This window comes from Sphingopyxis sp. BE259, from assembly GCF_031457495.1.
Classification (GTDB): Bacteria; Pseudomonadota; Alphaproteobacteria; order Sphingomonadales; family Sphingomonadaceae; genus Sphingopyxis.
On record NZ_JAVDWM010000001.1, the window covers coordinates 2,927,564 to 2,945,218 of the forward strand.

A 17,655-nucleotide genomic window follows, 5' to 3' on the forward strand; every position below is an offset into this window, starting at 1 on the left:
AGGACAAGGGCGGCACCCGGTGGCGCCGCCCCATCCTGTTACTCCCCAGGGCCGAAGCCAAAGGCGTCAGGCCTTCGCCTTGCGCTTGCGCCCGCCGCCGCGGCCCTTGGTGCCGAGGCCGATTTCCTTGGCCAGCGCGCGGCGCTTTTCGGCATAGTTCGGGGCGACCATCGGATAGTCGGCGGGCAGGCCCCATTTGGCGCGATAGTCGTCGGGGGTCATGCCATAATGCGTCATCAAATGGCGGCGCAGCATCTTCAACTTCTTGCCATCTTCGAGACAGGTGATGAAGTCGGGCTTGACCGAGGTGCGGATCGACACGGCGGGGACCAGCTTTTCCTCGATGACGGGCGCGCCGCCCAGCCCCGACAGCGCGGCATGGACATTGTTGATGAGCAGCGAAAGATCGGAAATGGCGACGCTGTTGTTGCTGACGTGCGCGGCGACAATGTCGGCGGTCAGGGTAACCAGCATCTCATTGGTATCGGCTTGATCGGACATGAGACTGTTCCTTATTATTTTTACCCAGAAGATTGGTCGGCGAATATTGCAATATTTGTCCCGCCGCGCGGATTACTGCCACTTTCGGGACAATTCTGCAATGACCGATCAGTCTGCGCCTGTCGCAATCCTGGACTGCCGCATGGTAATAGCATCGCGCATCACGCCATCATTACCGCGATAATAAGCAGAACGCCGACCAACTTCCGAAAATCCGACGCGTGCATACAGGTGAATCGCATCATTGTCGGCGCGCATTTCAAGGAAATACTCATCGGCGCCTTGGGCGTTGGCCCAAAGCTGCCAGTCCTGGATCAATGCCCGGCCGATCCCGCGGCCGCGCCAAGCGGGGTCGACGGCCAGCAGCAAGAGTTCACTTTCGGGTCCGGCGATGCGCGACGCCGAAAATCCGCACGGCTGGTCGCCGTCCCAGGCGATGCAAACGCGCGCCGAGGGCAAGGCGAACAGGGTGAGCAACTGCGCCCCGCTCCACGCCTCGCCATAGGTCGGCGCGAATGCGGCATCCATCACGCGCATGACCGCGGCCAGGTCGCCGACGCGGGCGGTGGCAAGGCGAATGTCGCCCATCATGCCGGCGCCATCGGTTTGGCGTCAGGGGCGCGGCCATAGATCGGGCTGGGTTGGTCAATCAGCGCCCCGGGCGGCAGCCGCAGAAATGCGCGCGCGTCGGGCAGCACCGTCAGCGACTGGCCGTTGCCGCGGCGCGCGACAAAGGAATCGGCGCGGTTGCCGACGACCAAAGCGTCATCCAATGCGACGGCATCGTCGGGCACCAGCGAGCGGACCGCGGCGCGGGGCATCAGGTCGGCGGCGAACGGCTGCACGAACCATTGGCCATGTCCGCCCTCCATCACGACCAGCGCGCCGTCCGCTGCGGCGATCGCATCCGCGGCGGTCGCAGCAACGAGGGCAGGAGTCGAAAAGCCGCGGACCGGCACTTGCCAGCCGAGCCCCAAGCCGCGTGCCGCGGCGACGCCGATCCGTACCCCGGCAAAGCTGCCCGGGCCGCAACCGACGACGATGACGTCGGCTTTGCCACCACCTGCCAATTCGGCAATCAGCGGCACCAACCGTTCGGCATGGCCGCGCCCGATCACTTGATGGCGATAATCGACCACCGCGCCAGCATCGATCAACGCCACCGAGCAGGCCTCGCTTGCCGAATCGATCACCAGATAGCGCATGGAAGGCCGGAAATCTGGCTCAGGCGAGACGGTTGAAGCGGTCGAAGTCGGGGCGCGGGCTGCGCTCGAAAATCGTCGACGGATCGCCATAGCCCAGCGTCGAAATGAAGTTGCTCTTCACGCTGGGCTGATCGGCAAAAAACGCCGCGTCAACCGCGTCATTGTTGAACCCAGACATCGCGCCGGTGTCGAGCCCAAGCGCGCGGGCAGCGAGGATGAAATAAGCGCCTTGCAGGCTGGAGTTGCGGAACGCCGTCGCCTTGGCCAGCTCGTCATTGCCGACAAACCAGCTGCGCGCGTCGGCGTGTGGGAACAGGTCGGGCAGATTTTCGTAAAATTCCAGATCCATGCCGATGATCGCGGTGACCGGCGCGCTCAGGATTTTGGTCGCATTGGCGGGCATCGCCAGCGCCGCGAGCTTTTGCTTTGCGGCGTCCGACGTGCACCAGATGATCCGGGCCGGCAGGCAGTTGGCGCTGGTCGGGCCGAACTTCATCAGATCCCAGATCGCGTGCAGCTGCGCCTCCGCCACCGGCGTATCGTGATAGCCGTTATAGGTGCGCGCGGTGCGAAACAGCTGGTCGAGGGCGCTGTCGGATAGCGGCTCGCTCATCGGGGCATTCTCCTGAAACGTGAAAGGTCAGACAGCGTGAACCGCCGTTACCTCGGGAACATAATGTTTCAAGAGCGATTCGATGCCATTTTTCAGCGTCGCGGTCGAGGACGGGCAACCGGCGCAGGCGCCCTGCATCTTCAGATACACATTGCCCTTGTCGAAGCCGCGATAGACGATGTCGCCGCCGTCATTGGCCACCGCGGGACGAACGCGCGTTTCGATCAGGTCCTTGATCTGGTCGATGATGTCGGCATCGGCGGGATCGTCGGCAAAGCCGGCCTCGTCCTCGGGCGGCACCGCAAAGCCCGCGCTCGCGGCGTTGAACAGCGGCACGCCCGCCAGAAAATGGTCCATCAATATGCCGAGCACATCGGGCTTGAGGTCGCTCCAGCCGACGCCGGGCGCCGCGGTGACCGACACGAAGTCGCGGCCAAAAAACACCCCGGTCACGTCGCCGAGCGAAAACAGCGCGCTGGCCAGCGGCGATGCCTCAGCTTCTTCGGGGCTGGCAAAGTCGCGGGTTCCCGCCTCCATCACCGCACGGCCGGGGAGGAATTTGAGCGTCGCCGGATTGGGCGTCGATTCGGTTTCGATCAGCATGGGGTGCATGTGGGGCGGGCCAACGCTTTGTGCAAGCTGCCAGCGCGCGCTAAAGCCCGCCGATGCGCCGCTTTGCCCACTTTGCCGCTATCGACTGGTCGGGCGCCCGCGGGCCGCGCCAGCGCGGCATCGCCTTGGCCGTGGCCAGCGGCACCGGCGCGGCTGAACTGGTGCGCCCCGGCCATATCTGGTCGCGCGCCGACACCCTGGCATGGTTGCAGGATGTCGCAAGATCGCGCGCCGACATGCTGATCGGCTTCGATTTTTCCGCCGCCTTCGCCTTTGCCGATCGCGGCGGCTATTTTCCCGAATGGGACGCCAGCCCGGCCGACATCACCCGCTTATGGGCACTCGTCGAACGGCTGGCGGCCAGCGATCCGTATTATGAGATCGGCGGATTTCTGGCGCACCCCGAAGCGCGGCGGCATTTCCGCCACGCGAAGGGCGACGTCGGTGACCTCTTCGTGCCGGGCACGGGACGGCTGCGGATTGTCGAACAGCACCAGCGCGCCACGAAACAGGCCGCGAGCGTCAGCAATTTCAATCTGGTCGGCGCGGCGCAGGTCGGCAAGGCCAGCCTGGCCGGGATGCGCCTGCTCCACCGCCTCCACCCGTCGCTGCCGCTGTGGCCGCTCGATCCGGTGCCCGCCTCCGGTCCGCTGCTCGTCGAAATCTACACCGGCGTCGCGGCGCGCGCCGCTGGGATGTCGGCGGGGCGCAGCAAGATCCGCGATGGCGCGGTGCTCGATGCCGCGCTGGCGGTTCTGGGGTCGCCGCCTGCACGCATGACCGGTCCGATGAGCGACCATAGCTGCGACGCCCTGCTGACCGCCGCGTGGCTGCGCGCGGTTGCGGGCGATGCGGCGCCATGGTCGCCCGCGCTGCTGACCCCCGCACTCGCGCACACCGAAGGCTGGACCTTTGGCATAATTTGAAGCAAGGAGCGCCGGTCGCCGGCTTAGCTCAGTTGGTAGAGCAACCGCCTTGTAAGCGGTAGGTCGTCAGTTCGAGTCTGACAGTCGGCACCATATCGTCTCGCCGTTCTTGCACCGCAAAGCGCGCCGCGGCCCAGATTATTACCGTCGGAACCGCGGCACCCTTCGCCGACAATCACTGGCCACCTTTATAGATTTTGCCGTCTTTCATGATGACATCGAAACGCCCCGCCGGGTCGCCGAGCAGGTCGATCTGGACGAGCGGGTTGCCATCGACGAGGAGCAGGTCGGCAAGCGCGCCTTCCTCGACGACACCGAGTCGCCCCTTGTACGGCGACCGCGGACCCGACAGCGCGAGCAATTGCGCATTGTCGTGAGTCACCAGCTTCAGGATTTCGGCCGGGGTGAACCAGCGTTTCAACCGGACCAGATAGTCGTTCTGCTCTGCGTTCAGGGCCGGATCGAACAGGAAGTCGGTGCCCCAGGCGAGCTTTACGCCCAGCTTTTTCGCGTTCTGCCAAAGCGCCGCGTTGTTGGCGAGTATCTCGCGCCGTTTCTCGCGGCGGGCGGGATCGACATTGGGACTGTCGTCGGACAGCGTCTGGGTCGAAAGCCAGACGCCCTTGACGGCCATCACCCGCAGCGTCGCCTCGTCAAGCAGATGGCCATGCTCGACGCATTTCACCCCCGCATCGATCGCGCGGCGGATGGCGCGCGGGGTATAGGCATGAACCATCACATAGCTGTTCCAGTCCTCTGCGGCATCGACGGCGGCCTTCATTTCATCGAACGTATATTGCGTGACGTCGATCGGATCATATTCGGACGAGGTGCCGCCGCCGGCCATCAACTTGATCTGGCTCGCACCGAACCGCAGATTTTCGCGCGTCGCGGTCAGCACTTCGCTCGTCCCGTCGGCGATGAAATTGGCACCGAACAGTTCGGACCGCGACACCCCGCCGCCGAATTTCCGCGACCGCTCGCTGGGCAACCGGAAATCGCCATGGCCGCTGGTCTGCGAAATCACCGCGCCCGACGGCCAGACGCGCGGACCGCCCAGCTCGCCCGCATCGATCCGGCGTTTCAGGGCGAATATCGGTCCCCCGGCGTCGCGGACCGCCGTAAATCCGCGCAGCAGCATGTCGTTAGCCTGGGCCGCTGCCGCCGCCTCGGCCGTTGCGGGGGTCAGACCGGGCGACATCATTTGCGGCATCGTCAGAGCGCCAAAGGTCAGATGGACATGCATGTCGATCAGGCCCGGCATCAGCGTGCGGCCGCCGCCTTCGATGATCGTTGCGCCGCTGCGCGGCGTGACATCGCCGCCGATCTTGGCAACCCTGCCCTGCGCGATCAGTACATCGGTGGGCGGACCCAGCTTTCCCTGAACCACGTCAAGGACGCGGACGTTCCGGAACAGCGTTTCGGGCGGCGCGGCTTCCGCGGCCGGTGCGGCCGATCCCGGCGTGGCGAGCGACACCATCAGGAGGATCGCGGCAAGTCGGCATCGCTGAACCACAGATCGTTTCATCATCTGTCCCCTGTTAGCGTTGATATGGCCGTCCTGCGTTGGCTACGTGGGGACGGACCGCGTCTCAAAAACCGATGGTAGCGCCAAACAGCGGCCCGGCCAGCGCGGCAGTCGTCCGCACCCGGCCACTCTTGTAATCGACATAAAGATAGCGATAGCCGCCCGTGATCCAGATATCCCGGGCGATTTTGAAATTGGCGGTCGCGACCGCCTGCCCGGTAACCTCCGACGCGGCGCCGAAACCGCCGATGTCGCCATAGACGAGCAGCGAAAAGCGCGGCGACGGCTTGATATTGAGGCGCGCCCCGAAAACGGGGTCGACGAAGCTGGCCTTGGCACTTGTCGACAGACCCAGCGCCGGGACCGCCGCCTTCGGCCGGATCCACCAGGCCCGCCCGCCGACGAGAACATCGAGCGATGCGCCTGTTTGTTCGACCGCGCGATACCCGACGAGCGCGGTCGCCGAAGTCTGGCGCAGGCTGCCCTCGGCCGGCAAGACGGGCAGTGCCGGATTGCCGGTTGGAACAAGCCCGCCGCGCGAGGCGGACGAGTGGGTAAGGTCAGCCACGACGACCAGTCGATCATGCTTGATCAGACCGCTGATGAAGAAAGCGGCATCGACGTCCTCGATCAGCTCGCCAAAGCTCTTGTCGATCGTCACCGTCGGCGCGCCGGGACCGGGACGAAACGTGCCGCCAAACCCCGAAGCCCAGACATAGGTTGTAACCTGCACGGTCGTGCCGCCATCGTCTGGCTGGGATGCGTCTGGCTGGAACGAGTCTGGCGGGAATGCGCCGGACGCGGATGCATCCGGTCGGGATTGCGCCAGCGCCGGGACGGCCAGCAACAAAGACGCCATTATCATTATCGCGCCCGCATCCGCGCGCCCGGATCGCTCCGCCATCAGTCTTGCCCCTGCCAACTCGATCGCCGCGATGATCCAAACCAGGTCGGGCGGCTTGCGAAACGCCAAAGGATTGACGCGTCGCGGCTCTGGGCCCGAAATCGCCTTTCAAGACAAGCGGCGGCAATCTTGAACTGCGTCAAATGTTTATTGCGATACCATGCTTATCAACCGAAATTATATCAACAAAACAATTAAATAAGGTGAATAGGGCCGCAACTGTTTAAAGAGAAAATCTGTTCGATGGAACTGATATTGCATGATCGCCGATCGAAGGCTGTTCGGTTCGGGACAGCGTATCGGCAGTATTCACATGCGACACAACAGCCGCTTCGCCAGATTGCGTCATGTGATAACAATGACGAAAACGGCGCGTTCAGCGTGCAAATTGCCGACCGGATGCCGATCCTTGCAACATACCCCTTGCGGAGATGATGGGTTCGCTCGCGCGGTTGCAGCCGTGCCTGTAAAGTTGATCGCTGTCGCGAAACGGCTTGGTGCCCCTTCCCGCCTGGACCGTGTGGCAAAGTTTTTTAAAGTTAATTTATTGGCTTTTGTCCCCCATTTGGGTGACATGGCGCGATAGTGGGGCACGATTAAGCAAGTAGCGAACGCAATGGGGCAGCGTACGGAACCGGACTGGGACGAGATTTTCATGCAGGCGGCGCTGCAGCCCGACAGCTGGCTGGAGGCGCTGGACGCGCTCGCCAGCCATACCGGATCGGGGCACGGCCAATTGATTGGCGTCGGCGGTGCGCGCGAAATTCCGTTCAATATCGTGACCAATTTCGGCACCGACCTGATCGATCATTTCGCCGCTAGCGGCTGGGGGTCGGAAACGCATAATTTCCGTGTCGCGGCGTCGAACCGGCATATCGAACGCGGTTTTTACGATCCCATCCTGCACGAAGATCATTATGACCGGGTGATCCCCGAACTGGCATCGACCGATTATCGCGACTGGTGCGAGGAGATCGGGATTCCGTTCGGGTGCCAGACCAATTTGGTGATCGACAATTTCGGCATCGTCGGGCTCGCCACGTTGCGCGATCGCAAGGATGGGCGGACGACCGCGGCGCAGCGCAAGATCTTTGCTCATGGCGCCAAGGCGGCGCGGCGCGCGGTGCGGTTGCAGGAAAAGATGGAAGGCGAGCAGGCCAAACTGCTCGCCGGCGCCTTCGACGCGATCCAGGTCAGCGCGTTCATCATCGACGTCCGCGGTCAATTGCTCGCCCACAGCATCGGTGCCGACGCGATGCTCCATGCGGGCGACGTGCGCTTGGCGGGTCGGTCGATCGATGCGGCGGGGTCGCCGTTCACGCTGCGCCAAGCGGTTCAGGCGCTGATTGCCGATGACGGCCTCGACCACGTGCAGACGCGGATCGCGACGGCGGAGGATCGACCGCCGCTGGTGATCGAAGGCTTTTGCCTGCCCGAGCGTGAATGGTCGCTCGGCAAACTGCCGCACGCCATTCTGATCGCCAACGGCCCGCGGCGCGACCGGGCCGGGGTGGCGCAGTATCTGGCCGCAATCTATCGCCTCAGTCCCGCCGAGGCCGATATTGCGGTGCGCCTGTTCGAAGGCAAACCGCGGCCGCAGATCGCCGCCGAACGCGGCGTCACCGCCGAAACCCTGCGCGGTCAGATCAAGCAAATCTATCTGAAATGCAGCGTCGACGGCGAAGCGGCGCTGATGCGGCTGCTGGCACCGATCCTCGGTTGAGTATCCCCCGGCAGGGGGATGACCGCTTCCAATGTCCCAAATAAAGGTCCGTTTGCAAGGACTAAGGGGGGCCATCCCTTCGACTGCATCGCGCCGGTTGATCCGGTCACCCGCGATGCGTCGAAGGGGTCGGGCTCAGGAAATTCCTGTCATTCTACGCGACCCAGGATGACAGGGCGAGGGTCCTCGCCAGTGAATTGCTGTGTGCGACCTGGAAGAGCCCCGCCGAATTTCGGCGGGGCTCTTTTCCGGTCACCCTTCGCGACCGACCAGCGCGGGTGCGTGCTGCGCCGCCGCCGCGGACCCAGTAATGCGGTGATAGTCCTGCACGATCTGCGCCAGCGCCGACAGCGCCAGCGTTGCGGGATCGCGGGTGGCGGGGATCAACCCGACCGCGGTTTGCAGCCTGGCTCGCCGGTGCTGGGGCACGCCCGCCGCGGCCAGCGCGCCCAGGCGGTCCCGCTGCGTCCGCGGATTGCCGATCGCACCGATGTAAAAGCTGGCGGCCGCGAGCGCGTGGGGGAGCAACACCTCTTCCCAGTCGCGGTCGTGAAAGAGCGACAGGATCGCCGTCCAGTCGTCGGTGGCAAGCGGCGGCAGCTGGGTGCGCGTGGTCAGCGCGACCGTCTCACAGCCCGCGGCGGCGAGCTCGGCCAACGCCCGGTCGTCGGGCGAAAGCGCGCAGACGTCGGCGCCGAACGCCCGCGCGAGCCGCGCCAGCGCCATCAGCTCTTCGCCCTGCCCCATCATGACGACCCGCAACTCCGGTGGATAACCGAGGACAAACCCGTCATCCTGCCAGCCAGTGCCGACTATCGGGCTTGGCCCCGCCTCCACGCCCGCTTTCGACAGGCGAAGCGTCGCCGGTTGGCGCCGGTCATGCTGCACCAGCGCGCGCTTGATCGCGGCGCGGTCGGGATGCGGGTTGAACAACAGGTCGATGCCGCTGCCGCACGGCAATTTGATGTCGAGATAGGGCGAACCGGCGCCGAACCGGACCAGCCGGGCAGCGCCGTCGGCCAAGGTTTCGATTGCCTCGGCGACGACCGCCGCCTCGATACAGCCGCCCGAAAAGGAGCCGATGTGACGGCCATCGGCGGCCACCGCCATCTGCGCGCCGAGCGCGCGCGGCGACGATCCGTCGATCGCGGTGAGGGTCACCAGCGCCGCGCCGACGCCTTCGTCGATCCGGGCCAGGGCAAAGCGCAAGATGTCGCCGGGGGCGGTTGCTATCATCGCCGTTCTGGGGTGAGGATGCCCGGTCCATCGGGGATCGGGGAAAAAGAGGGAGCGACGGCCATGATCGACGCCTGCGACATCGCCGCCATCCTGCTGGCCGCCGGCCAATCGCGGCGGTTCGGTGCCAGCGACAAGCTGGTCACGCCGCTCGCGGGCGAAGCGTTGGCGCTGCATGCGGCGCGGCGGATCGTCGAACTGGCGCCGGGACGCCGGATCGCGGTTTGTCCCGACACCGATGGGGCGCTGGCGCGGCAGCTGGCGGCGCTCGGCTTTGACATCATCGCCAATCCCGACCGCGACCACGGCCTGTCCCATTCGCTGGCGCTCGGCATCGCGGCGGCGGCGCAGGGACATGAGGCGGCGGCGCTGATTTGCCTGGCGGACATGCCGTTCGTCAGCACCTGCCATCTGCACAGGCTCATGGCGCGCTTCGATGCCGACGATGCGCCCATCGTTGCGTCGAGCAACGGGACGGCGGCGATGCCCCCGGCGCTGTTTGCGCGGTCGCACTTCGACCGGCTGCGCGCGAGCGAAGGCGACCGGGGCGGCAAGGCACTGCTGGCCGGTGCCGCGCTGATACCGGCCAGCCCCGATGAACTGGCGGACATCGACCGGCCGGAAGATTTGCGAGGCTGAACATCATTGCTCGATCGGCGCGCGATCATGCAATCTCCGGCAATTTATCGAGCAATTTGTCGAGGGTGATCGGATAATTGCGGATGCGGATGCCGGTCGCGTTATAGACCGCGTTGGCAACCGCCGCCGCGACGCCGCAAATCCCCAGCTCGCCGACGCCCTTCGCCTTCATCGGCGACGTCGTCGGATCGGTTTCGTCGAGGAAGATCACATCCTGATGCGGGATGTCGGCATGGACCGGAACCTCGTAACCGGCGAGGTCGTGGTTGACGAAAAAGCCGAAGCGCTTATCGACCGCGAGTTCCTCCATCAGCGCCGACCCCGCCCCCATCGTCATCGCGCCGATCACCTGGCTGCGCGCCGCTTTGGGATTGAGGATACGGCCTGCGGCGCACACCGCCAGCATCCGGCGGATACGGATTTCGCCGGTCGCGGCATGGACGCCTACCTCGACGAAATGGGCGCCGAAGGTCGACTGCTGATATTTTTCAGCGAGGTCGCCATAGTCCATCTGGTCCTCGGCGACGAGTTCACCGTCTTTGGCCGCATCACCAAGCGCCACGCTGCGTCGGCCCGCCTTGACCTTGCCGCCCGCAAACACCGCATCGGCGGCATTCATGCCGAGCTTTTGCGCCACCGCTTCGCGCAGCTTGACGCAGGCAGCATAAACCCCGGCGGTCGAACTGTTGGCGCCCCACTGCCCGCCGGATCCGGCCGACACGGGAAAGGCCGAATCGCCCAGCTTCACCACCACTTTGTCGAGCGGGAGGCCCATCATTTCGGCCGCCGTCTGCGCGATGATCGTGTAGCTGCCGGTGCCGATGTCGGTCATGTCGGTTTCGACCGTCACCACACCCGATGCGTCGAGCCGGACGCGCGCCGCCGACGGTGCGTTCATATTGTTGCGGAACGCCGCAGCGACCCCCATGCCGACCAGCCATTGCCCGTCGCGCGTCGCGGCGGGTTTCGTGCCGCGCTTCGCCCAGCCGAATTTGTCGGCGCCGATTGTGAGACATTCGTTGAGCTGGCGCTGCGAAAAGGGGCGGCTCGGCTTTTCGGGATCAACCTGGGTGTCGTTGAGAACCCGGAACTGGATCGGATCGATTCCCAGCTTTTCCGCCAGCTCATCCATCGCGACCTCAAGCGCCATCAGCCCGGGCGCTTCGCCGGGCGCGCGCATGGCATTGCCTTCGGGCAAATCGAGCACCGCCAGCCGCATCGCGGTCATCCGGTTCTCACCCGCATACATCAGACGCGTTTGCGCGACGGCGGTTTCGGGGCCGCCGCCGGGCAGGTCACCCGACCAGCTCTCGTGACCGATCGCCGTGATCTTGCCATCCGCCGTGGCACCAATGCGGATCCGCTGGATCGTCGCCGGGCGATGGGTGGTGTTGTTGATCATCAACGGCCGCTGCAGCGCAACCTTGACCGGACGATTGGCGGCTTTGGCGCCCAGCGCGGCAAGCAGCACATCAGCGCGGTTGAACAATTTGCCGCCGAAACCGCCGCCGATATAGGGCGAGTCGAACCGGATATTTTCCTTGGGGATACCGAGCGTCTTCGCCATGTCGCCGACCGACCAGGCGATCATCTGGTTCGACGTCCACAGCGTCAGCTTGTCGCCTTCCCATGCTGCAATCGATGCATGCGGCTCCATCATCGCGTGGCTGTGATCGGGGGTGGTGTAGCGCGCATCGAGCTGGACCGGCGCAGCGGCAAACGCGCCGGCAAAATCCCCGACAGCGCTGTCGGGTTCGGTGCCGAACACCGCTGGCGGCTTGACCGCGCCGTCGAGCGCGGCGGCCAACTCAAAAGCGCCCTTGCCGCGCGCATATTCGACGCGGACGAGTGCCGCGGCGGCGCGCGCCTGTTCAAACGTTTCGGCCACCACCAGCGCGATCGCCTGATGATAATGATCGACCGCCGGGCCGCCGAGCAGCTTCGCGGTGTTAAAGTTGCCCTTGCCCAGCTTGCCCGCATTGGCCGCGGTGACGATCGCCAGCACCCCCGGCGCGGCCTTTGCCGCATCGAGGTTCATCGACGAAATCCGTCCCTTGGCGATCGCCGATCCGACGACATAGCCATAGGCCTGGTTCGCCGCGACATCGTGCCGTTCATAGGCATAGGGGGCGAGGCCGGTCGTCTTGAGCGGACCGTCGATGCGGTTGGTGGGTTTGCCGATGACCTTCAGCTGGTCGATCGGGTTGGTCGTCGCGGGGGTATCGAACTTCATGGCTCAGCCCCTTGCTTGTGCCAGCACCCCGGCGAGCGTGCGCTCGACCAAGGGCAGTTTATAGGCGTTTTCGTGGCTCGGCTTGGCGCCGGCGAGCAGTTTGGCGGTGACCGCCTTGGCACCGCGCGGCAGTTCGGCATCCGCCGCTTCGACCCGCCAGGGTTTGTAACCGACTCCGCCGAGCGCGACGCGCCCCGACCCGTCTTTCTGGACGATCGCCGCGACCGAAATCAGCGCGAAGGCATAGGACGCGCGGTCGCGAACCTTTTGATAGATATGGGTGCCGCCGACCGGTTTCGGCAGCGTGACCGCGGTGATCAGCTCGCCGGGCGCTAGAACAGTATCGAGGTGCGGCGTCGTGCCCGGGGCGCGGTAGAAATCGGCGACCGGGACCGAACGCGTCTTGCCCGCTACGTCGACCGTCTCGACCCACGCGTCGAGCGCGCGCATCGCGACTACCATATCGCTCGGATGCGTCGCAATGCACGCATCGCTGCCGCCGACCACGGCATGCAACCGACTGAACCCGCCGATCGCCGCGCAGCCGCTGCCCGGCTTGCGTTTGTTGCACGGCATGTTGGGGTCGTAGAAATAGGGGCAGCGCGTGCGTTGCAGCAGATTGCCCGCCGTCGTCGCCTTGTTGCGGAGCTGACCCGACGCTCCCGCGACCAGCGCCCGCGACAACAGGCCATAGTCGCGCCGCACCCGCGCATCGGCGGCCAGATCGGTGTTGCGGACCATCGCCCCGATACGCAGCCCGCCATCGTCGGTCGGCTCGATCTTGGCGAGCGCGAGACGGCTGACGTCGATCAGATGCGACGGGGTCTCGATCTCCAGCTTCATGAGGTCGAGCAAATTGGTGCCGCCCGCGATAAAGCGCGCGCCCTTTGTCTTCGCAAAGGCGGCGGTCGCGGCAGCAGGCGTTTCGACCCGCTCATAGGTGAAGCTCTTCATGCCTTCACTCCCGCCACGTCGGTCATTGCGTCGATGATGTTCGAATAGGCACCGCAGCGGCAGATATTGCCGCTCATCCGTTCGCGCAGTTCGCTCGCGGTAACCTTCGGCGCTTTGGTCAGGTCGGCGGTGACATGACTGGGTATGCCTGCCTTGATCTCGTCGAGCACCGCGACCGCCGAACAAATCTGGCCGGGGGTGCAATAACCGCATTGATAGCCGTCATGTTCGACGAACGCATCCTGCATCGGGTGCATCTTGTCGGGTGTGCCCAGCCCCTCGATCGTGGTGATCGTGTCGCCGTCGTGCATCACCGCCAGCGTCAGGCAGCTATTGATCCGCCGCCCATCGACGATGACGGTGCACGCGCCGCACTGGCCATGATCGCAGCCTTTCTTTGTGCCGGTCAGGTGGAGATGTTCGCGCAGCACGTCGAGCAGCGACGTCCGTGTGTCGAGTTCGAGCGCGTGCGGCGTCCCGTTCACTTCAAACGCGACCTTGGAGGTCGGCGGCGACGCGGCCGCGGCCTTGCCAGGCGCCGCAGTGGCGCGCGTTGGCACGACGGTCACCGCCGCCACCGAAGCGCCGCCCGCGAGCACGCCGCGCCGCGAAAAATCAAGATCCCCTGGCGTTGGCATCGGATGTCCTCGATTCTGTTTCTGATTGCCGTCGGGCGGGCGCCCTACGGGAAGGTCAGGCAGTCAATGCCGCGCGAGCCTTATGGTTTGCCGCGTCGGCGCAGAAGCTTTCGGATTCGGCAATCAGATTAACATACCGATCGGTCAGCTACCAGCCGAACCCGCCGGAACCGCGGCAAGTTCCCCGCGCGCCTGACGAAACACCTCGATGCTGCCCCAGATTGCCAGCGTCGCCATGATCGCCGCCACCACAAGGTCGGGCCAGCTTTGCCCCGTGCCGAACACTCCGAGCGCGGCGCCCATCACCGCGACATTGCCGATCGCGTCGTTGCGCGAGCATATCCATACCGAGCGCATGTTCGCGTCGCCGGTGCGATAGCGATAAAGCATCAAGGCAACCGCAACATTGGCCGCGAGTGCGAGCGCGCCGATCAGCCCCATCGTTTCGGCATGCGGCGCCGATCCGCTGATGAACCCCCACACCGCCGAACCCAGGACCCACAGGCCGAAAGCAAGCATCGTCACCGCCTTCACCTGGGCGGCGCGGGCGCGCCATGCGAGCGCCATGCCGGCGACGCCCAAGCTGATCGCATAATTGGCAGCGTCGCCAAGGAAGTCGAGCGCGTCGGCCTGCAGCGCGCGCGAATCCGCGGCGACCCCCGCGACGATCTCGACCCCGAACATCGCCGCGTTGATGACCAGCGCCGCCCACAGGATACGCCGCCAGCGCGGGTCGTTGATCGCGGTCTTGCCGCTGGCACCGGCACAGCAATGATCGGACAAGGTCGAGGCTCCTTCCTGCGTCGAACCGGTTTGCGCAGAAAAGCCTGCTTGGTTCGGCGAGTCGAGACCCTATATGCACCCTGTAGCAACTACAGGGTCAAGTGATGAAAATCGGCGAACTGTCGCGGGCGACCGGGACCAATATCGAAACCATCCGCTATTATGAGCGCATCGGACTGTTACCCGAGCCGCATCGCACCGCCGCGAACTATCGCAGCTATGGCGATCCGCACCGCGCGCGGCTGACATTCGTGCGCCATTCGCGCGACCTGGGCTTCACGATCGAGGAAATCCGCTCGCTGCTCGACCTGTCGGATGATCCCGGGCGCGATTGCAGCGAGGCTGACCGGATTGCGAGCCGCCATCTGGCTCAGGTCGAGGACAAGATCGCGCAGCTCACGCTGCTTCGCGACGAACTGACCCGCATCGTCGGGCGCTGCCGCGGCGGGGTCGCCGCCGATTGCCGGGTGATCGAGGCGCTGGGCGATCATGCTGGGTGTGCGGGGGCGCACTGACCTCCATCCCCGTTCGTCATTCCCGCGAAAGCGGGAACCCAGCGGACCAGCATATCGTCCACAAACCCTGGCTTGCGCGCTCGGACGTCGCAACTGGGTTCCCGCTTTCGCCGGAATGACGAGGAGTGTGACGATTTGAAGGAAAGGTGGGACGATTCTGTTGCCCGGCTCGTCCCCAGCCGCTGGTATCCGATTCTGTTGCCCGGTTCGGTCCGAACCGCGTTCTATTTGTCTAACCTTAGGCCGTGAGGCTTATCGGTTAGGCAGCCAGAGCGAGTGCTTCGTTATCGTTAGCACCTATTGGTTTTGAGCCTTGAACGGGTTACTCAGCCCGGGCAAAAATATCGTCTTTGAACACACGTCGATCCTGGTTCGGCCCCGTCAGAAGCCCGCTTTTCCTTGGCGGATCGGCGGGTTTGTGGTGGAGCCGCCGGGTACTGCCCCCGGGTCCGCTGTATCTATTCCACGACACCATTTATCACCATAGTCGGCCGAAACCGACATGACCTATATAGGATGCTGGAACGCCTTTGGAAAGGGCCGCCACCCATTTCTACCCCGATCGTCATTCCGGCGAAGCATGTCCTGAGCGCCTGCAAGGCAGTCGAAGGGACCGGGATGACGGAATGGGCTATTTCTTACGCAATTCGTCGCGGATTTCGGTCAGGAGCTCGATCTCGGTCGGGCCGACGGGCGCTTCCTCCGCTGGCTTCATGAACTTGCTCGCCTGCCGCACCAGCAGGAACACCACGAACGCGAGCAGGACGAAATTGATCACTGCGGTCACGAAACTGCCCAGCGCCATGACGTTGGCGCCGCTCGCCTTGGCCGCCGCCAGCGTCATGCCTGTGGTCACCTTCTCGCCGCCCGACAGGATCAGATATTTGTTGGTGAAATCGACCCCGCCACCGGTGATAAAGCCGATAAAGGGCATCAGCACATCGTCGGTCAGCGACTTGACGATCGTCCCGAACGCCGCGCCGATGATGACGCCGACCGCCAGCCCCATCACATTGCCCTGATTGAGAAACGCCTTGAAATCCTTGATCATGTTTTCGCCCCTTGTTGGCCGGTCAATTGCAAGTTTCAGACTGCATGACACGATTATCGGCGTCAATGATTGCGGGGCGACCGGCGTCTTACTATATTAAAGCAGTTGGCGCGGCGCCGTGCCGCGCGGAGGGAGTGCCTGACCGATGACTTTCCGTTCCACCCGTTGGTTGATTGTGCCCGTCGCCGCGATGACCCTGGCCGCATGCGGCATCAACAGCGTTCCCACCAAGGAAGAAGCCGCCAAGGCGAAATGGGCGAATGTCGAGGCCGCGTACCAGCGCCGCGCCGACCTGATCCCCAACCTCGTCGAAACCGCCAAGGGCGCCTCGCAAATCGAGCAATCGACGCTGCAAGGCGTGATTCAGGCGCGCGCGTCGGCGACCCAGGTGAAACTGAGCACTGACGATCTGGAAGATCCCGCGAAGGTGCAGGCGTTCCAGCAGGCGCAAGGCAATGTGTCGAGCGCGCTCGGCCGCCTGCTCGTCACCGTCGAGGCCTATCCCGACCTGAAAAGCCAGGCGCGCTTTGCCGACCTGATGACCCAGCTTGAGGGCACCGAAAATCGCATCAACGTGTCAGTCCAGGACTATAATGGCGCGGTGCAGGATTATAATACGACGATCCGCACCTTCCCCGACATCATCGGCGCCAAGATCGTCCATGGCGCCAAGCCGATGACGCCGTATCGCGCGGTGACGCCGAACGCCAATCAGGCGCCGAAGGTCGATTTCGGGCAGTAAAGTGGGCTTGGCCGCCCTGCTTCGTCCGTTCGCAACGGCAGCCCTGACCGGGCTGCTGTGGCTGACCGCTGCCCCCGCCGCCGCGCAAACGTTCCCCAAGCTGGCGGGCAATCCCGTTGTCGATCAGGCCGACATCATCCCGGCAGGCGAGGAAGCGGCGCTGAATACGCAGCTGCTAGAGCTGGAGCAAAAGACCGGGCACCAGCTGGTGGTCGCGACGGTCAGCGATCTCGAAGGCCGCGACGTCGCCGATTACGGCTATCGGCTGGGCCGCGAGTGGCAGATCGGCGATGCCGAGAAAGATGACGGGGTCGTCTTTCTGATCGCGCCGAACGAGCGGCGGATGCACATTGCGGTCGGGCTGGGGCTCGAACCGGTGCTGACCGATGCGATGTCGGGGCGGATCATCCGCGACACCATTACCCCGCGGTTCAAGGCGAACGACTATCCCGGCGGCATCCAGGCCGGGGTCAACGCGATTGCCGAGCAGATCCAGCTGCCGCCCGAGGAAGCCGCAGCGCGCGCACAGGCCGCAGCGGCGCAGGAACGCGACCGCGCCGACGATGGCGACATCGGCGGGCTGATCTTTGTCGCTTTCATCATCTTTTTCTTCTTCATTCTGCCCATGCTGGCGCGGATCGGGCGGCGCGGCAAAAAGCGGCGCAAGGGCCGCCCATGGGATGCGCCGATCATCATCTGGGGCAGCGACGACTGGGGCGGCGGCAGCGGCGGCGGCTCATCATGGGGCGGCGGTAGCTGGGGCGGCGGCGGGGGCGGCGGCTTTGGCGGCTTTTCGGGCGGCGGCGGTTCGTTCGGCGGCGGCGGCGCCTCCGGCGGCTGGTAGGGGACAAG

At 64.8% G+C, this 17,655-nt stretch carries 19 protein-coding genes, 1 tRNA gene and 1 other RNA gene; 7 read left to right on the forward strand and 14 right to left on the reverse strand.

Annotated elements, in window-relative coordinates; translation table 11 throughout:
• Positions 1–66: 66 nt before the first annotated feature.
• The 5 genes from J2X44_RS14040 to J2X44_RS14060 all read right to left on the reverse strand — a co-directional run bounded on the left by J2X44_RS14040 (position 67) and on the right by J2X44_RS14060 (position 2,922).
• The gene (locus J2X44_RS14040; RefSeq protein ID WP_310085251.1) at positions 67–501 is read right to left on the reverse strand and encodes a MucR family transcriptional regulator; all 435 of its coding nucleotides are present in this window, start codon (positions 499–501) and stop codon (positions 67–69) included.
• Positions 502–609: 108 nt separating this feature from the next.
• On the reverse strand, positions 610–1,092 hold the full coding sequence (locus J2X44_RS14045; protein WP_310085254.1) for a GNAT family N-acetyltransferase: 483 nt from the start codon (positions 1,090–1,092) through the stop codon (positions 610–612).
• Positions 1,089–1,706 carry a tRNA (adenosine(37)-N6)-threonylcarbamoyltransferase complex dimerization subunit type 1 TsaB gene (gene tsaB / locus J2X44_RS14050; protein ID WP_310085257.1) on the reverse strand — a complete coding sequence of 206 codons (618 nt, stop codon included), beginning with the start codon at positions 1,704–1,706 and terminating at the stop codon, positions 1,089–1,091. Before tsaB ends, J2X44_RS14045 begins: the two co-directional genes overlap by 4 nt.
• Before the next feature lie 19 nt (positions 1,707–1,725).
• Entirely contained in the window at positions 1,726–2,319 is a 594-nt protein-coding gene (locus J2X44_RS14055; protein WP_310085260.1) for a malonic semialdehyde reductase, read from the reverse strand.
• A 27-nt stretch (positions 2,320–2,346) separates the two neighbouring features.
• Positions 2,347–2,922: a NifU family protein gene (locus J2X44_RS14060; protein WP_310085265.1), complete on the reverse strand. Its 576-nt coding sequence runs from the start codon at positions 2,920–2,922 to the stop codon at positions 2,347–2,349.
• Between the two features lie 62 nt (positions 2,923–2,984).
• On the opposite strand from J2X44_RS14060, the gene J2X44_RS14065 reads away from it, so the two are divergent.
• Together J2X44_RS14065 and J2X44_RS14070 are read left to right on the forward strand one after the other, a co-directional pair.
• Positions 2,985–3,857, forward strand: coding sequence for a hypothetical protein (locus J2X44_RS14065; RefSeq protein WP_310085268.1), 873 nt, complete (start codon positions 2,985–2,987; stop codon positions 3,855–3,857).
• 17 nt (positions 3,858–3,874) lie between these two features.
• Positions 3,875–3,950 (forward strand) — tRNA-Thr (locus J2X44_RS14070).
• A gap of 82 nt (positions 3,951–4,032) precedes the next feature.
• Here J2X44_RS14070 and J2X44_RS14075 read toward each other — a convergent pair.
• Both J2X44_RS14075 and J2X44_RS14080 read right to left on the reverse strand, forming a co-directional pair.
• Positions 4,033–5,385: an amidohydrolase family protein gene (locus J2X44_RS14075; RefSeq protein WP_310085270.1), complete on the reverse strand. Its 1,353-nt coding sequence runs from the start codon at positions 5,383–5,385 to the stop codon at positions 4,033–4,035.
• Between the two features lie 64 nt (positions 5,386–5,449).
• Positions 5,450–6,118, reverse strand: a complete 669-nt coding sequence (locus J2X44_RS14080; protein WP_310085272.1) for a hypothetical protein — start codon at positions 6,116–6,118, stop codon at positions 5,450–5,452.
• A gap of 787 nt (positions 6,119–6,905) precedes the next feature.
• Here J2X44_RS14080 and J2X44_RS14085 point away from each other — a divergent pair.
• Complete coding sequence (locus tag J2X44_RS14085; RefSeq protein ID WP_310085277.1) at positions 6,906–8,012, forward strand: helix-turn-helix transcriptional regulator; 1,107 nt, start codon at positions 6,906–6,908, stop codon at positions 8,010–8,012.
• Positions 8,013–8,264: 252 nt separating this feature from the next.
• On the opposite strand, the gene J2X44_RS14090 is transcribed toward J2X44_RS14085, so the two are convergent.
• Complete coding sequence (locus J2X44_RS14090) at positions 8,265–9,248, reverse strand: XdhC family protein (RefSeq protein WP_310085279.1); 984 nt, start codon at positions 9,246–9,248, stop codon at positions 8,265–8,267.
• A 63-nt stretch (positions 9,249–9,311) separates the two neighbouring features.
• Here J2X44_RS14090 and J2X44_RS14095 point away from each other — a divergent pair, with 63 nt between their 5' ends.
• Positions 9,312–9,887 (forward strand): nucleotidyltransferase family protein, encoded by a 576-nt coding sequence (locus tag J2X44_RS14095; protein ID WP_310085281.1) that lies wholly within the window; start codon positions 9,312–9,314, stop codon positions 9,885–9,887.
• Between the two features lie 25 nt (positions 9,888–9,912).
• Here J2X44_RS14095 and paoC read toward each other — a convergent pair whose 3' ends face one another.
• The 4 genes from paoC to J2X44_RS14115 all read right to left on the reverse strand — a co-directional run bounded on the left by paoC (position 9,913) and on the right by J2X44_RS14115 (position 14,495).
• A complete protein-coding gene (gene paoC, locus J2X44_RS14100) occupies positions 9,913–12,120 on the reverse strand; it encodes an aldehyde oxidoreductase molybdenum-binding subunit PaoC (protein ID WP_310085283.1) in 2,208 nt (735 codons plus the stop codon).
• Between the two features lie 3 nt (positions 12,121–12,123).
• Entirely contained in the window at positions 12,124–13,074 is a 951-nt protein-coding gene (locus tag J2X44_RS14105; RefSeq protein ID WP_310085286.1) for a xanthine dehydrogenase family protein subunit M, read from the reverse strand.
• Positions 13,071–13,712 carry an aldehyde dehydrogenase iron-sulfur subunit PaoA gene (gene paoA / locus J2X44_RS14110; RefSeq protein ID WP_310085288.1) on the reverse strand — a complete coding sequence of 214 codons (642 nt, stop codon included), beginning with the start codon at positions 13,710–13,712 and terminating at the stop codon, positions 13,071–13,073. Before paoA ends, J2X44_RS14105 begins: the two co-directional genes overlap by 4 nt.
• 144 nt (positions 13,713–13,856) lie before the next feature.
• Positions 13,857–14,495, reverse strand: a complete 639-nt coding sequence (locus J2X44_RS14115; protein ID WP_310085291.1) for a cation transporter — start codon at positions 14,493–14,495, stop codon at positions 13,857–13,859.
• Positions 14,496–14,599: 104 nt separating this feature from the next.
• Between J2X44_RS14115 and J2X44_RS14120 the strand changes: the two genes are divergently transcribed.
• On the forward strand, positions 14,600–15,010 hold the full coding sequence (locus J2X44_RS14120; RefSeq protein ID WP_310085294.1) for a helix-turn-helix domain-containing protein: 411 nt from the start codon (positions 14,600–14,602) through the stop codon (positions 15,008–15,010).
• Positions 15,011–15,194: 184 nt separating this feature from the next.
• Here the strand turns inward: J2X44_RS14120 and ssrA are convergent.
• Positions 15,195–15,551: a transfer-messenger RNA gene (ssrA, locus tag J2X44_RS14125) on the reverse strand.
• A gap of 90 nt (positions 15,552–15,641) precedes the next feature.
• Positions 15,642–16,061 (reverse strand): large conductance mechanosensitive channel protein MscL, encoded by a 420-nt coding sequence (mscL, locus tag J2X44_RS14130; protein WP_310085296.1) that lies wholly within the window; start codon positions 16,059–16,061, stop codon positions 15,642–15,644.
• Between the two features lie 145 nt (positions 16,062–16,206).
• On the opposite strand from mscL, the gene J2X44_RS14135 reads away from it, so the two are divergent.
• Both J2X44_RS14135 and J2X44_RS14140 read left to right on the forward strand, forming a co-directional pair.
• Positions 16,207–16,803: a LemA family protein gene (locus tag J2X44_RS14135; protein ID WP_310085299.1), complete on the forward strand. Its 597-nt coding sequence runs from the start codon at positions 16,207–16,209 to the stop codon at positions 16,801–16,803.
• Between the two features lies 1 nt (position 16,804).
• Entirely contained in the window at positions 16,805–17,647 is an 843-nt protein-coding gene (locus J2X44_RS14140) for a TPM domain-containing protein (RefSeq protein ID WP_310085301.1), read from the forward strand.
• Positions 17,648–17,655: the final 8 nt, after the last annotated feature.

Coding starts and splice junctions, on each gene's coding strand:
- J2X44_RS14040 (WP_310085251.1), bottom strand. CDS start 501: ATGTCCGATCAAGCCGATACCAATGAGATGCTGGTTACCCTGACCGCC.
- J2X44_RS14045 (WP_310085254.1), bottom strand. CDS start 1,092: ATGATGGGCGACATTCGCCTTGCCACCGCCCGCGTCGGCGACCTGGCC.
- tsaB (WP_310085257.1), bottom strand. CDS start 1,706: ATGCGCTATCTGGTGATCGATTCGGCAAGCGAGGCCTGCTCGGTGGCG.
- J2X44_RS14055 (WP_310085260.1), bottom strand. CDS start 2,319: ATGAGCGAGCCGCTATCCGACAGCGCCCTCGACCAGCTGTTTCGCACC.
- J2X44_RS14060 (WP_310085265.1), bottom strand. CDS start 2,922: ATGCTGATCGAAACCGAATCGACGCCCAATCCGGCGACGCTCAAATTC.
- J2X44_RS14065 (WP_310085268.1), top strand. CDS start 2,985: ATGCGCCGCTTTGCCCACTTTGCCGCTATCGACTGGTCGGGCGCCCGC.
- J2X44_RS14075 (WP_310085270.1), bottom strand. CDS start 5,385: ATGAAACGATCTGTGGTTCAGCGATGCCGACTTGCCGCGATCCTCCTG.
- J2X44_RS14085 (WP_310085277.1), top strand. CDS start 6,906: ATGGGGCAGCGTACGGAACCGGACTGGGACGAGATTTTCATGCAGGCG.
- J2X44_RS14090 (WP_310085279.1), bottom strand. CDS start 9,248: ATGATAGCAACCGCCCCCGGCGACATCTTGCGCTTTGCCCTGGCCCGG.
- J2X44_RS14095 (WP_310085281.1), top strand. CDS start 9,312: ATGATCGACGCCTGCGACATCGCCGCCATCCTGCTGGCCGCCGGCCAA.
- paoC (WP_310085283.1), bottom strand. CDS start 12,120: ATGAAGTTCGATACCCCCGCGACGACCAACCCGATCGACCAGCTGAAG.
- J2X44_RS14105 (WP_310085286.1), bottom strand. CDS start 13,074: ATGAAGAGCTTCACCTATGAGCGGGTCGAAACGCCTGCTGCCGCGACC.
- paoA (WP_310085288.1), bottom strand. CDS start 13,712: ATGCCAACGCCAGGGGATCTTGATTTTTCGCGGCGCGGCGTGCTCGCG.
- J2X44_RS14120 (WP_310085294.1), top strand. CDS start 14,600: ATGAAAATCGGCGAACTGTCGCGGGCGACCGGGACCAATATCGAAACC.
- mscL (WP_310085296.1), bottom strand. CDS start 16,061: ATGATCAAGGATTTCAAGGCGTTTCTCAATCAGGGCAATGTGATGGGG.
- J2X44_RS14135 (WP_310085299.1), top strand. CDS start 16,207: ATGACTTTCCGTTCCACCCGTTGGTTGATTGTGCCCGTCGCCGCGATG.